The 15,955-nt window shown below is 71.5% G+C and carries 1 protein-coding gene (running past one end of the window); it reads left to right on the top strand.

Annotated elements, in window-relative coordinates:
• On the top strand, window positions 1-15,955 hold the final stretch of the coding sequence (locus AC5YDV_RS09355) for an FG-GAP-like repeat-containing protein (RefSeq protein ID WP_496192472.1). It extends 27,899 nt beyond the left edge of the window; 15,955 of the gene's 43,854 nt are visible here — the last part of the coding sequence; its start codon lies beyond the left edge, outside the window; its stop codon occupies window positions 15,953-15,955.

Below are 15,955 nucleotides of genomic sequence, written 5' to 3'. Positions count from 1 at the left end.
CACCGGCACCACCTACCGCTTCTTCTTCACCGGGCACCGCGGCGGCGACCTCGTGGTCGGCTTCGTCGACGGCAGCTGGTCGAACACCGGCGGCATCCCGTGGAACGCCCGGGCCATCGACGTGACGTTCCTCGACTTCGGCGGCAGCGCGGTGAAGCCCTCCAGCATCACCGACCCGGGCGCCGAGATCACCGTCACCAAGGCCGGCTCGACCATCACCCTCGTCGGCGCACCAGTCCAGGTCGGCGGCAGCACGTACCGCTACTTCTTCACCGGCTACGATGGCACCGACGTCACCATCGCCTTCGTCTCCGGCAGTTGGACCAACGCCTCCGACGTCGCCTGGGACGCCACCACGCACGTGGCCTCGACACCCACCACCGTCGGCCCGTTCGCCCGGCCCACCGTCGTCGGCGCGCCCGCCGGTACGGTGACGCTGGCCGGCAGCGTCGCGTCCGCGAACACGTGGATCGACGTGCGGTTCACCCCGGTCGCAGGCGCCACGGTCAACGCGGCCAGCATCCTCACCGGAGCGTTCGCCACCGACGGCGAGTTCACGCTCGCGGGCGCCGGCGCCGAGGGCCTGGCGTTCGTGACCGTCATGCAGGTGGACGCCACCACGTTCCGCTACCTCTTCACCGGCGCGCTCGTCGCCGGCACGGTCACCGCCACCTTCCGCGCCGGGTCCTGGACCGACAGCCAGGGCAACGCGGCGGCGCCCGGCACGGGCAGCTTCCGGCTCATCACCCAGGGCACCTCGTTCTTCATCGAGCTGTCCGGCGGCATCCTGCTCCAGGCCGCCGGCCTGGTCGACGAGCCGCTGCTCGACCTCCGGGCCGAGGTCATCCTCGAGATCGACCTGGCCCGCAAGACGTTCATCCTCACGTTCGCCGGCCAGCTGTCGATCTACAAGCTCGGCACCGTGGGTGCCACCGCGGGCCGGTTCGTGCTCGACATGGGCGATGGGCTGTCGTCGGTGCCGCAGTTCTGGGGCGTCGCGAGCCTGGAGACCAACTTCTCGGCCCTTGAGCCGTACGGGCTGTCGATGTTCGCCAAGGGCACCCTGCAGGTGAACCTCACCGGCCAGACCAAGACCGAGACCCTGACCCTGCGTGGCCTCGGCGAGGGCGGCACCGACCTGACCCGCACGTTCGTCCTCAACCCGTACAGCTTCGGGCTCGAGCTCGTCGGGCAGGCCATCGTCTCCGCGCCCGGCACCACGGTTGAGCTCATGCGGATCCAGGGCGGCTTCTTCCTCAACATCCAGGCCGTCCCGACGCCGGCTCTGCAGATGTACCTGACCGGCGAGCTGTCCTTCGGCAGCGGCAACGCGCGCCTGGTGTACGGCGCTGCCACCGGCGTCCTGCTCATCTCCGCCGACATCGCGGGCGGCGACGTGGGCGTCGCGGGCAGCTTCAAGGTCTCCTCCGGCGGCGGCATCGGCCTGCCCGACGTCGGCACGCTGTTCAGCGCCACAGGCTCGGTCACCGTGATGTTCAACACCACCCTGCGGGACAAGACGTTCAAGATCCCGGACGCCTTCCTGCCGCTCCTGCACCCCGGTGAACCGACCGAGATCGTCATCTACAAGGCTGCCCCTGGTCTGGACGGCCGGCCGCGCGCCAATGCGCCCGCGGGCGGAGAGATCTACGTCAAGGCCACCATCCAGGCGCAGCTCACCATCGGCGGCGTCCTGACCCTGAACGGGTTCATCGGCATCACCGCGGCGATCGACCCGACCGGCACGGCGTACTTCCAGGTCGACGGCGCGGTCGGCACGACGATCCCGTTCCTCGGGTCGCTGACCGGCGTGCTCAACCTGGCGGTCTATGTGGGCGCGAAGACCGGCATCGTGGGCCGCGTCCAGCTCACGCTGGGCTCGAACTCGATCCCCGGCGTCCGGCTGAACGGACAGTTCCTGCTCGAGATCAACACGTTCGCCAGCGCGCAGACGATCCAGACCTTCGCGATCAACACCCAGACGATCCACGGCAGCCCGGTCTTCGGCGGGTTCCGGCGCGACGCGGCGGGCAACCTCGTCGTCACCGAGCAGACGATCTCGGTCACCGGCGGGTTCCGCCTCGAGATGGGTGGCCAGCTCGTCATCGCCGAGACGCTGGAGACCAACGGGCACGTCCTGTTCAGCCTGTCGCTGGCCGGGGCCAACCCGGGAATCGAGCTGGTCGTGAACGGCAGCATCTCGCTGGCCCCGATCGGCACCATCAGCCTCATCGACAGCGGTTTCCGGATCAACGCCGAGGGCCTTGTGGCCCGCTTCGAGCTCGACCTGTCGGTCGCTGCGGACGGCTTCGGCAGCGGCATCGGCCTGGGCCTGAGCGCGTCCGCGATCATGGCGATCAACACGACCGGCCGCGTCCAGACCCTCGGCACCAGCCCGGTCGACCCCGGCTTCCTGCTCCGCATCGAGGGGTCGATCGAGTTCCTCGGGTTCGCCTCCGGCAGCGGGTTCCTCGAGATCCGGACGGCTCCCGACGGCTTCCAGTTGGAGTTCGGGCTGGCGTTCAACCTCGGCGGCCTGACGTTCCGCGCCGACGGCGGGGCGGCCGTCTACGGCGGTACTGACCCCGGCTTCGCCCTGCGGCTGGCGATCTCGGCGTCCGCCGACGCGCTGGTGTTCTCCATCGAGGCGTCCGGCACCCTGCAGCTCAACACGCGCAACGCGACCACGCTCGGCATCACGGGCAACACGTTCCTGCTCGACCTGACCGGAACCGTGTCGATCCTCAAGGTGCTCAACCTGGACGCCGGCCTGCGGGTGGTCGTCGGGCAGACCTCGCCCACCTCCGGCGCGGTCGCCGGCGGTTGGTACTTCCAGGCGTACGCGGGCGTCGACTTCTTCGGCCTGGCCGAGCTCAGTGGCTCGATCTTCCTCAACAGCCGCGGCGACTTCGACATCGCCCTGGCCGGCTACATGCAGATCGGCTCGGACAGCTTCGGCATCCGCGGCGACTTCTCGATCCGCGTCACCTCGCTGCACCGCGCCGACGACACCTACCTGTTCAGCCTGAGCGGGTCGGCGAGCGTCAAGGTGCGCGCGTTCGGCGTCACCCTGGTCGGCCTCGGCATCTCGTTCGCGTTCACGTTCGACACCGCGACCATGGGGTCGGACGGCCGGGTGCCGATCACACTGCGTGTCCGGATCGTCGTCGACCTGTGGCTGTTCGAGATCGACGAGACCGCGACGTTCACCATCGGCTACCTCCAGTTCCCGCCGCCGACGTACATGGCGGGCAACGCCTACGGCTCCCGCACCTGGACGGACGCCGACCGTGTGCTCCACCTCAACGCCGGCACGCAGGCCAACCGGACGGCGCGCAACATCGGCAACGGCCCGACGGACATCCACGAGAACATCCTCATCGAACAGCTCGGCACAGGCCCCCAGGGCGCCACGATCAAGGTGTCGGCGTTCGGCCGCAGCAACACCTACGAGCACGTGACCTCGATCACGGGCGATCTCTTCGACGGCAACGACATCGTCACCGTCGCGTCCGGTGTGACCGTGCCGGTCACGCTGCGCGGCGGCACGGGCAACGACGTGCTCACGTACTCCGGAGCGGTCAACACGGCGACGTTCCCCGGCTCGGCCGTCCTGTACGGCGACGCGGGCAACGACGTGCTCAGTGCGACCGGCGCCGGCAACGTCACCCTCCACGGCGGCGCGGACCGCGACTTCCTCGAGCACGCCGGCCCCGGCACCGCGACCCTCAACGGCGACGCGGGCACCGACGTCCTCGTCGGCGGCTCGGCCACCGACGTGCTCAACGGCGGCGCCGACAACGACCAGCTCGAGGGCCTGGCGGGCAGCTACAACGGCGACGGCGGCGACGACGGCATCTTCGTCACCCTCACCGACGCCCGCGTGCCGACCATCAACGGCGGCGCCGGCAACGCCGACCTGCTCACCCTGACCCTCTCCGGCGGTGCCGACACCCTCACGATCAGCTCGGTCGACGTCGGCAATGACGGCGCCACCACGCAGGACGCCCTGCACCTGCTCCTCAACGGCACCAACCGGCCGACCACCGAGCTGGAGCGCCTGCTCGTCAACGCCGGCACCGGCGCCGACACCCTCGTGGTCGCCAACCTCGAGGCTGCGGCGGGAGTCAGCGAGGTCACCCTCGACCTCGGCTCCGGCTCGGCAGACGCCGTCACCGTCCACGGCTCCGGCGTCGCGGACGTCTACACCCTCACCTACGTGAGCCGCACCGGACGCCCGGCCAACGAGGTGCAGGTGGCCCGCGCGGGCGCCTACACCGTGTGGGTGGGCAACCAGGTCCGCGCGCAGGGTGACACCCTGACCGTGGCCGCCGGCGGCGGCGACGACACCCTGGACGCGTCCGGTCTCGGCTCGGTCGGGGTGGCGGCGTCCGACCGCATCGCGCTCGTCCTGCGCGGCCAGGCGGGCAACGACACACTCCGGGGCACGCCGTTCGCCGACGTGCTCGACGGCGGGGAGAACGACGACACGATCACCGGCGGGTTCGGCCGCGACACGTTCGCCGACGGCGGCGGCATCGACACCCTCGTCGAGGCGTTCGCGTTCGACCTGGGGCTCTACGACAACCTCTTCATCGTCGGCACGGTCACCGGAGCCACGAACTTCGCCGCGGGCGCCACGGTGGAGGACCTGCTCGGCATCTTCGAGTTCGCCCAGCTGTCCGACGTCGGGTCCGGCGTCGCGCAGATCTTCCTCGTCGGGGACGCCGACGGCCACGTCACGATCGGGGCCGGCGACGTGCGCGAGGCCCAGGCCTGGACCGGCGACGTCACCCTCGCCCCGCTGGGTGGCTCCGACGTGGTGCGCGTGGAGCTGCGCGCGGCGTCCGGCGCCCGGGTGCACGTGACCGACAGCGACGGCACCGCCGACCGGCTCGAGGTATGGGGCACGTCCCTGCGCGATGACCTGCTCGTCGATGTGGCGTCCGGGCGCGGCGTCGTGCGCCAGGTCGCCGTGGGCGTCGCCACCGACCTCGTGGCGATCGACCACACCGGGCTCGACACCGTCGAGATCCGCACGCTGGCCGGCGGCGACCGGGTCGGCGTCCGGCGCATCCTCGTGCCGCACACAGTCTGGCTCGGTGACGGCGACGACGACCTCGCGGTCGGCACCCAGGCCGGCGCCGGTGCGACCGGCGACGCCTGGCCGAACACAGGCGGTGTCCTCGACGACATCGACGCGGCCCTGACCGTCGAGGGCGGCGACTCGGCGGGCGGCCAGACCGGCGTCGACCGGCTCACCGTCGACGACACCGCGGACGGCACCGGGGACACCGGTACCGACGCGGGCGAGCTGACCGCGACCACGATCATCGGGCTCAACCTGGCCACCGGCGGCATCACCTACACGCTCTTCGAATCCCTCGCCCTCGCCCTCGGCACCGGCGGCGACACGTTCACGGTGCACAGCACGCACGCGGGCGCCTTCCGGCCCACGACGCTGGCCACGAACGCGGGCGACGACACGGTCATCGTCCGCACGATCAGCGGCCCGCTGGCGGTCGACACCGGCAGTGACAACGACACCGTGCGCGTCAGCTCGACGCTGACCGGCACCGGCGGCGTCCTGACCGGCATCGCCGCACTGCTCACCCTGACCGGCGCCGGCGACACCGGCGGCACCGGCGACACGCTGTACGTCGACGACACCCTGACCACCGGAGACGTCATCGGCGTCGTCACCGACGACTCGATCTCGGGCCTCGGCACGACGCTGGGCGGCTCGGCCCCGCGCGGCGACCTCGTCCAGGTCGTCACCGTCCGCAACGCCTTCGACGGCCGCTTCACCCTCACGTTCGCCGGCCTCGGCACCACCGCCGAGCTCGACTTCGACGCCACGGCCGCCGAGGTGCGCGCGGCCATCGCGGCCCTGCCGATCGTCACCCTGACCGACCTCGTCGTCACCGCCGCCGGCGGCAGCTGGACGATCGCCTTCACCGGCGCGCTCGCGGGGGCGGCTGGCTGGGCCCACGCGGTGACCGCGCTGACGGCGTCCCTCGTGCACCCGTTGACCGGCGAGCCCGGCGGCGCTGCGGTCACCACCGGCTTCGCGGCGATGACGGACGGTCGCATCGAGTACGCCGGCTTCGAGGTGCTCAACCTCGCCCTCGGCTCGGGAGACGACACGCTGAACGTCGACGACACCCTGATCGGCACGACCACGATCGACCTCGGCGCCGGCGCCGACCGCGCCTTCCTCGAGGCGATCGGCGGCACCACGCGGGTCAACGGGCAGGACGGCGCCGACTGGCTGGTCGTCAACGCGGTACCGGACGCCGTGACCGCGCCCAACCCGATGGACGGCCAGCGGCTCACCCTCGACGGGGGCAAGGGCTCCGACTACGCCATCGTCGGGCTGTTTGGCAAGGGAACCTCGCGCATCGACGTCCTCGACACCGGCTACGACGGCGGCACCAACGTGCTCGTCATCAACGGGCCGGCGTCCGACGACACGTTCCTGCTGCGGTCGCGGCTCATCGCTCTGCTCTCGCGGCAGGGTGGGACGGGCCCGTTCACCGCGGCCGAGCTGGTCACCTACACCGACGGCATCAACGGCCAGGTCATCCTCAACGCCAACGACGGCGACGACACCGTCGCCCTCGACGACACCGCGACGATGATGACGATCAACGGCGGCAGCGGCAACGACACCTTCCGCATCGGACAGCTGTACACCAACTACGCGGCCAGCTCCTCCGCCGCCTACAGCCCGTTCGCGATCCCGCCCGCCGAGTTCTTCAGCTCCAGCCGCGGCAAGCTCACCAACGGCGTCTCGTTCCCGGCCACGATCAACGGCGGAACCGGCGACGACACGTTCGAGGTGTTCCGCAACAAGGCGGCCCTGCAGCTCAACGGCGACGCCGGCGACGACACCTTCGTCATCCGCACGTTCGTGTCCGAGTCGGAGATCACGGCCGTCGACTCCGGCGCCGGGCACGACTACGTCGCGTACGCCGCCAACGCGCCCGTCGCGATCGACGGCGGCGACGGCTCCGACCTCATCGTCGTCATCGGCACCGAGATCGGCGACACCTTCGTGGTCACCGCCGTCGGCATCTACGGCGCCGGCCGCTACGTGACGTACACCAACGTCGAGCGGCTCGAGCTGTACGGGATGGAGGGCGACGACACCTTCTTCATCGTCTCGACCAACGACCAGGTGATCACCAGCGTCTTCGGTGGGCTGGGCAGCGACCGCATGGAGGTCGCCGGGCAGGCGCCCGCCGTGCAGGCCGACGACCTGCTCGGCCACACCGGGCTGGTGCGGCACTCCGTGGAGAGCGCCACCGCAAGCAGCCTGTGGGCCGGCATCCCGGTGGACGGCATCGCCGCGGAGATCCTCGACGACGAGGAGGCCGCCCTGGCGGTCGAGATCGTCGGCGGGTCGCTCGTCCTCGACGAGGGCTCCGGCGTCGCGTCCGGCACCATCCGCGTGCGCCCCACCTTCGTGCCGACCACGGACGTCGAGGTCACCCTCGCCGCGCCGGCGATCGACCCGACCTCCTCCGTGCGGGCGCGGTTCGTGCAGCTGCGGGTGCCCGGTGGCGCGTGGAACACCTCCGCGACCGTGGTGATCCCAGCCGGCAGCACGGGCTGGGTCACCCTCGAGGTGCGGGCGTCCTTCGACAACGCCACCGAGGGCGAGAAGCTGGTCGTCGTCCAGACGATGGTCGTCGGACGCCGCAGCGGCACCGTGGCGTCCGCGACGGGCAACACCCTCACCGTCCCCGCGGGCGCGCTGAGCTCCGTGGCCCTCGTCGGGCGCGAGCTGGTCATCACGGCGGGCGCCGGCGCAGGGCAGAGCCGGATCATCACGGGGCTGTCCGGCGACACCCTCACGATCGACACCCCGTGGGTCACGCTGCCCACCGCGGCGAGCTCCTGGATGGTCCGCGGGATCGGCGAGTACAGCGGTCTGGCGGTCGCGAACACCGTCGCCCGTGTGGTCGACGACGAGGCGGCCGGCGTGGTCGTGCTGGTGCCCGACGGCGGGCTCGTGGTGGTGGAACCGACAGCAGGCAGCGGCGGCGGGCAGGCCGCGACGTACCGGGTCCGTCTCGCGCGGGCGCCGCTGGGCGACGTGACCGTCCGCCTGGAGGTCGGCACTGACCTGCGGCTCGCGACCGGCGGCGGGTCTGCCGCGCAGGTGCTCGACCTGGTGTTCAGCGCTGCGAACTGGGCCTCCGAGCAGGTCGTCACCGTGTCCGCCGTCGCCGACGGCACGATTGAGGGTCAGCACATCGTGCGCGTCACGGCGAGCATCGCGAGCACGGACGCCCTCACCGGCACCGTCACCGGCACGACCGGACGGCCCGACGAGTTCGTCGTCACCGACGCGAACTTCACCCCCGGCGCGCTGCGCGGGTACACCGTCCGCATCACCGGCGGCACCGGCGCGGGTCAGGTGCGGACCATCTGGACGAACACCGCGGACGTCATCACCGTCGAGGTCGACTTCGACGTGCTCCCGGACGCCACCAGCACCTTCGTGATCAGCGGCTACGCGGCCCCCGCGGCCGTCGCCGGCCTGGCCTGGAACGTGGACGCCGTGAGTGGCGACCCGGGCGAGCCCACCGTGCTGACCCTCAGCGGGGTCGGCCTGCCCGCCGACGGCGCCCTGGCCGGGGCCCTCATCCGGATCGTCGGGGCGACCGGCGGCGCGCACTACCGCACCGTGGCCTCGAACGTCGGGAACACGGTGACCCTCACCGAGACGTGGGCCACGGTCGATGTCGGCGACGACGTGTTCTTCGCCGGCGTGGTGGGCCTGTGGGTCGCCCCGGTGGCCGTGCGGGTCTGGGATGCCGACACCACCGGCGTCGTGGTCACCGAGAGCGGCGGCTCGACCCGCCTCATCGAGGGCGCGACGAGCGGGTACGGATCCACGGACACCTACACCGTGCGCCTGACGCAGGCGCCGGTGGCCGGCGAGATCGTCATGATCCGCCTGCGGCCGCTGGCCACGCCGTCGCTCGACCTCAACGGGCCGAACTGCGCGCAGCCGACCGGCTGCACCCTCGTCCAGGTGGAGTTCGTGGCGGCGTCCGACCAGACGCTGGAGGCCAACGGCGACCTGCTGCTCACCTTCAACGCGTCGAACTGGGCCACGCCGCAGACCGTGACGATCCGCGCGAAGGTCGACTCGATCGTCGACGGCAGCGACGTGCAGGCGTTCGCGGACGCCGCCCGCCGCCTCACGCCCATCCAGGGCCCGCTGACCCTCGACGGCGGCGACAACCCGTTCCCGTCGGTCCAGTTGAGCCTCACCGGCTACCTGCCCGTCATGCTGGTCGGGGAGTCCTCGGGCACCCCGCTCGACGTCACCGCCAGCACGGCGCGTGCCATCGAGTCGGCTCAGGTCGACACCCTCGTCGTCCACAACGAGGACAGCCCGGCCGACGACGCCGGCGCGCTCACCGCGACCCGGATCACCGGCTTGGGCATGGCGGGCGACGCCGTCCTCGGCGGGCAGACGGTTCCCGGCGGGATCACCTACGGCGGCTTCGAGGACCTCACCGTCCTGCTCGGCTACGGCGACGACACCTTCACCGTCGCGACGACCCACCACGGCACGACGACCGTCAACGCCGGCCCCGGCAACGACTCGGTCACCGTGCACATGATCGTGGGTCACACGCGGATCATCGGCGGCCCGGCCTCGGCCACGGCCCTGCTCGGACGCCCCGACGACGACACCTTCGTGGTCGGCAAGGACAACCTGCTCGACCTGCTGGCGGCACTGCTCGTGCTCGACGGCGGTGTCGGGGATGACGAGGCGACGCTGCGTGACCTCGCAGACTCCAACGACAACCTCGGTTGGCTCACCCAGACCACGCTCACCGGTCTGGACATGGCGCCGCGGGCGGATCTGGACGCCCTGGGCCGGCCGCTGGATCAGCTGTTCTCGGTGACCCGGCCCACCAGCGGGACGTTCACCGTGGTGCTGTCGCAGGTCGTGAACGGCGTCGTCACCGGCGTCGGCGCGGTCGCGTTCGCGTTCGACGTGACGGCCGAAGCCGTCCGCGCCGCGCTCCAGCTGCTGCTCTTCCCGCAGACCGCGACCGCGGATCCGGGCGTCTCGATGACGTGCGGCATCGGCGGCACGACCCGCTGCGCTGCCAGCGTCTACGTCTGGGAGGTCGGTGCCGACCTGCTCATCGGGTTCCGCGGCGAGGTCAACGCCGACCCGGACGACCCGACCTTGGAGTCCGACCGGGAGAACCTCGTGGAGATCCGGCTCGACGCCCTCGGCGCGGCTGCCCCGGCGTCCGACCGGACGCGGCGCGACGGCATCAACTACTACGGCCTCGAGACGCTCAACCTCGAGCTGGGCGCGGGCGCCGACGTGCTCAACGTGCGTGGGACGCTGCCGGTGACCAACGTGTCCTTCGGGGCCGGGAACGACCGGGTGTACGTCTCGTCCCAGGCCGACGTCGGCCTGCTCGGGCCCCCCGAGTTCCTCGCGGGCGACCTCGACGCGATCGAGGGCACTCTCAACCTCGACCTCGGCGACGGACGGCACACCCTGCTGATCAGCGACGAGGACGCGCTGGCCGGCGACGGCACCGCGGCGCTTCCCGTGCTGGTCACCGACGACGCGGCCGCCGCGATCGCCCGCGACGGTGCACTGTCGGCAGCCGCGGACATCTTCGTCGTCGGCCTCGCGCCGGCCGGCATCAGCTACCGCACGCCGGTGTCCGGGACGCTCGCCGACGGCGTCCGGCTCTGGAGTGGTTCGGGTGACGACACCTTCGTGGTGGACGGCGCGCACGACCGCGCCGGCGTCCTGACGACCACGTGGCTCAACACCGGGCTCGGGAACGACGAGCTGACGGTCACCATGACCGCCGACGACGGGTTCCTCGTGGTCAACACCCAGGGCCCGAACGACAACGTGCTCGATCTGGGCACGGACCTCACCCCGGGCGACGAGCCCGTGGCCGGCGACCGCATCGTCGCGGTGACGGTCAACGAAGCTCCCGTGGCGGCCGGCCGGTTCGTGGTGAGCACGAGGAAGAACCAGGTGGCGCTGTTCGACTCCTTTGCGCCCGGCGACCAGGCGGTCGTCACCGTCGAGACCGTGGCCTCGGACGCCTACCGCGCCAGCGGTGCCCGGACGTACGACATCACGGCCCTGCTGGGCGGTCGGAGCTATGAAGGCCACCGCGTCTGGGTGAACGGCGCGCTGGTGACCGCGACCCTCAGCGGGACGGTGCTCACCTTCGACGCTGGCACCCAGCGCGACGGCTTGCCGAGCCTGGTCGTCGTCGAGGTCACCCGGCGCCACACGGAGTCGTTCGAGCTGCTGCTGGCCGGGGCGTCCGACGACGACGTTGTGCACGGCGAGGCGTCCACGAACCCGCTGGTGCTGGTGGGCGGCCAGGGCGCGGACGCGCTGCACGGCGGCACCGGCGGCGACCTCGTCATCGCCGACCGCGGCCGGGTGCTGTGGTTCACGCCGGGCAGCGTGCCGGTCGCCGGCCTCGGCGGCGTCGCGCTCACCCCGGCGCAGGTTGCGGCGCTCGAGGTCGTGGCGGTCGCGGTGTCCGGCAACGGCGGCTTCGGTGACAAGACCGACGGCGTCTCGGGACGCCTGGTCGGTCTCGTCATCACGCTCGACCCGACCGTGGGTGGCGACGACACCGTCACCACTGGCACCGGCGGCGTGGACATCGTCCTCGGCGGCGCGGGTGGCGACGACATCACCACCAACCGTGGCGAGAACGGGTCGCCGGACGGAACTGCCCTCGTGATCGCCGACCACGGCTTCCTCGACTACGTCCTGCTCGACGGCGACCCGGCGGACCTCGATCGCGTGTGGTCCACGGATCTGGCCTACGGCGGAGCGGACGACGTCACCACCGGCCGCGGCGACGACGTCGTCTTCGGCGGCAACGACGGGGACGAGATCGACGCCTCCGACGGCTGGAACGTCGTGCTCGGCGACAACGGCCGGTTCACGGCGGTGGCGGACGAGGTCCGGCACTGGGGTGCGCTGCCCATGGCGTCCGGACGCCTGGAGACCCACGAGGCGACCATCGGCGGAGCCGACAAGATCACCACCGGCGCCGGCGTCGACGTGGTGCTCGGCGGCGCGGCCGGCGACGACATCAGATCCGGGGCTGGCGCCGACCTGGTGCTCGGCGACCACGGGTACGTGGTCTGGGCCGTGCGGGCGAACGCCCTCCAGGTCGTCGAGCTGACGGTCACGGACGACGCCATCGGTGGCGCCGACACGATCCGCGGCGAGGCCGGCGAGGACGTGCTCGTCGGCGGCGCCGCGGGTGACCTCGTCGACGGCGGCACCGAACGTGACCTGGTCTTCGGCGACAACGTCTCGCTCGACCGGACCGCGTCCTTCGGGGACCACACCAGCCCGCGCTTCCGGACGCTGACCGGCACCCAGCTCTACGACACTTCGGTCGACAACGGCGGCGCGGCGCTCGTGGACGACACGTGGCAGCTCGACCCGGCGGGCGCGACGGCCTGGAGCGACTTCCGGATCACCCTGCTCGACCACGACCTGGACACCCAGACGGGCGCGTCCAACGTCTTCGGCGACGACCAGCTCGCCGGCGGCGCGCACGACGACCTCATCTTCGGCCAGCTCGGCGACGACACCATCCAAGGTGATGGGTCGATCGACGAGGACGTCTCGGCGACCCGCAACGAAGACGGCTACCTGGTCCTCGACCCGTCCGCCGAGGACGACTCCGACGGGGACGACTACATCGAGGGCGGCGGCGGCGCCGACGTCATCTTCGGCAACCTGGGCCGCGACGACATCATCGGCGGCAGCTCGAGCCTGTACTCGCTCGACACCATGGCCGAGCGCCCCGACGTCAACGACGTCATCTTCGGCGGCGCCGGCACCGACATCGGCCGCAACGACGACACTCTCGGCCACGGTCGTGACTCCGACGCCATCGTCGGCGACAACGGGGACATCCTGCGCGTCGTCGCCGTCAGCAACTCCACGACGGGCGCCACCGCCTACCGCACGTTCACCTACGACACCTACGAGGAGGGCGAACCCAACCGCCTGCTCGTCCGCGCGGTCGTCCTGCTCGACCACACCCCGGGCGGCCCGGACAGCGCGCCGACGGCGTTCTCCGGCATCACCCAGTCGGACGCCGCCGGCGCCGGCCAGGGCACCGTTGACGTCTGGGGCAGTGACGAGGTGCACGGCGAGTCCGGCGACGACACGGTCTACACCGGCGGCGGCAACGACGTCATCTTTGGTGACGCCGGCGACGACGACCTCATCGGCGGCTGGGGCCACGACTGGCTCTCCGGCGGGACGGGCACCGACGGCGTCCTCGGCGACGATGGGCGGATCCTCACCAGCCGCAACGGGATGACCGAGGTTCTCATCGGCCTCGACGAACCCAACGACGAGGAGTCGATCGCGACCCCGGGCAAGATCCAGACCGCGACGCTCTACCCCCAGGGCCGGCTGCACAAGGCCGTCGACCTGACGCCGTTCGCCCTCGACGGCACCCTCAGCAACCCGCTGTTCGTGCCGCTCTTCGCCAACGACGTCCTGTTCGGCGGCTGGGACGACGACTTCCTGCACGGCGGCTCCGGCGACGACGCGGTGAGCGGCGCCGAGGCCCTGGCCACGTCGCACGCGCCGACGTACGCCGGCGGCGTCCGCGAGACCGGCTGGAACCGCCCGTTCAACGACGGCACGCTGCTCGGCTTCGACCCGGTACACGGCTCGTTCACCCTGTACGACGAGTACGACCCTCGACGCGTGATCCTGCTGACCGGGACCGGGGCGCTGTCCAAGGACGGGACCGGGCTGGCGTGGTTCCTCAACCACGACGCCACCGAGGGCCGCGAGACCACCACGACCCCCATCGTGACCACCGACGGCGACGACGCCCTCTTCGGCGACCACGGCAACGACTGGATCACGGGCGGCACCGGACGCGACACCCTGTGGGGCGGCTGGGGCAACGACCTGCTGAACGGCGACGACGTGCTGACCAAGACGGAGGACCCGAACGGCCTCAACGACACCAGCGACACCAACGTCTCCTACGAGGATCGCTCCTTCGGCGGCGCGGGGCTCGACGTGCTCATCGGCAACACCGGTGGCGATCGCCTCATCGACTGGGTCGGCGAGTTCAACTCCTACATCGTTCCGTTCTCGCCGTTCGGCATCAACGCGGTGTCGCGGCAGCTGCTGCCCGGGCTGCCCGAGTTCCTGCTGGCGCTGTCGAAGGCCCAGGGCGCCGACCAGACGCTGGTCGGGCCGGACGACGCCAGCGCCGCCCGGCAGGCCGAGCCGTTCGGTGAGCTGGGCATCGTCCTCCAGAAGGACGACGCGTGGCAGGACCAGACCGGCGGACCGCGAGACCCGCAGCCCGGCACGATCCCCGGCGGCAAGCGCGACGTCCTCCGATCGTCCAGCTTCAGCAGCACCACCTCGCTCGACGGGTTCAACGTCGACTCCGGCAGCTTCTCCATCAACAAGGGGGCGCTGTACGTCACCGCCGCCAGCCTCGAAGGAGACGCTGCGGCTGTCTACCACGTCGACCAGTACCTGCCGATCTACTACGAGCTCGTCGCAGCCATCTCCGTCGACAAGCCCACCGCCGGCTGGAAGGCCAACGCCTTCATGGTCTTCGACTACTTCACGCCGCTGGACTTCAAGTTCGCCGGCATCGACGTGTCGACCAACAAGCTGGTCATCGGGCACAGGGACGCCACCGGCTGGGTCTACGACAAGCAGGCGACGCCCAAGTCCTTCAAGCCCGGCACCTACTACGCCCTCGTCCTCGCGGTGAACGGCACGGCAGTCACCCTGAGCGTCGATGGGACGATGGCGCTCAGCCACACCTTCGCCCCGCGCATTCTTGACGGCCAGGCCGTCGGGCTGAACAAGGGCATGGTCGGAATGGGCTCCAACAAGGCCCGCGGTCGCTACGACAACGTGAGCGTCCGCGTCCTGCCCCCGCAGCTCACCTACGACCGCACCACCGATCTGGCCACCTCCGACGGCCCGCTGACCGAACCCGTCGCCGGCGTGTGGGCCACGACGGCGTCCGGCTATGCGGGAACCCCGACAGGAGACGGAGTGGCCGTCGTCGTCGCGGAGCTGGGGGTGCGGTTGGCCTCCACCTCCTACCTCGAGGTCACCACCCGTGCCCAGGGCGCCGGCACCTTCGGCCTCGTGTTCGACTACCACTCGACCAACGAGTTCAAGCTGGCCGCACTCGACGTGGTGGCTCAGCGCGTCCTGCTGGGGCACGTCGACCCGCGGCGAGGGTGGACGGTCGACGCCTGGGTGCCGTGGGTCCTGTCCGGGACTCAGGCGCGCACCATCCAGATCACGCTGGCGGGGGCGTCCGTGGCGGTCTCCGTCGACGGGGCCTACGCCCTGAGCCATGGCTACAACGCGGGCGTGCTGGACGGCACGTTCGGGCTGCTCGCCCACGCGGCCACCGGCACGTTCTCGACGCTGCAGGTCCGCTCCAGTGATGCCGCCCTGGCGCCTGCGGGAGCCCTGCTGCAGGCGTCGGAAGTCGGCCCGGACACCTCGGCGACGACGCTCTCCGCCACCCAACTCGCGGACGCCGCAGCTGCGGCCACGCGGTACTGGCTCGACCTCGGCGCGCCGGCCGACACGCTGGCCACCGTGACCTTTGCCATCGCCCACCTCGATGGCGCCGTGCTGGCCCGCGTGGATGGCACCGCCATCACCGTCGACGCGGACGCCGCGGGCTGGGGCTGGGCGCGGTTCGACCTCGTCGCCGCCCTCATCCACGAGCTCGGACATGTCCTCGGGCTGGACCATGCCGACGACGGCGTCATGGCCCCGTACGCGTCACCCACCCCCGACCCGGGCCCGGCGACCTCCGGGTCGCCGGGCCGCCGGGACGACCCCCCGGCGAGGTCGCGACCGCGCGGTCGGGTGGCGGTGTAG

The organism is Propioniciclava sp. LT432, assembly GCF_059515965.1.
This window is presented reverse-complemented; position numbering and strand designations above follow the sequence as displayed.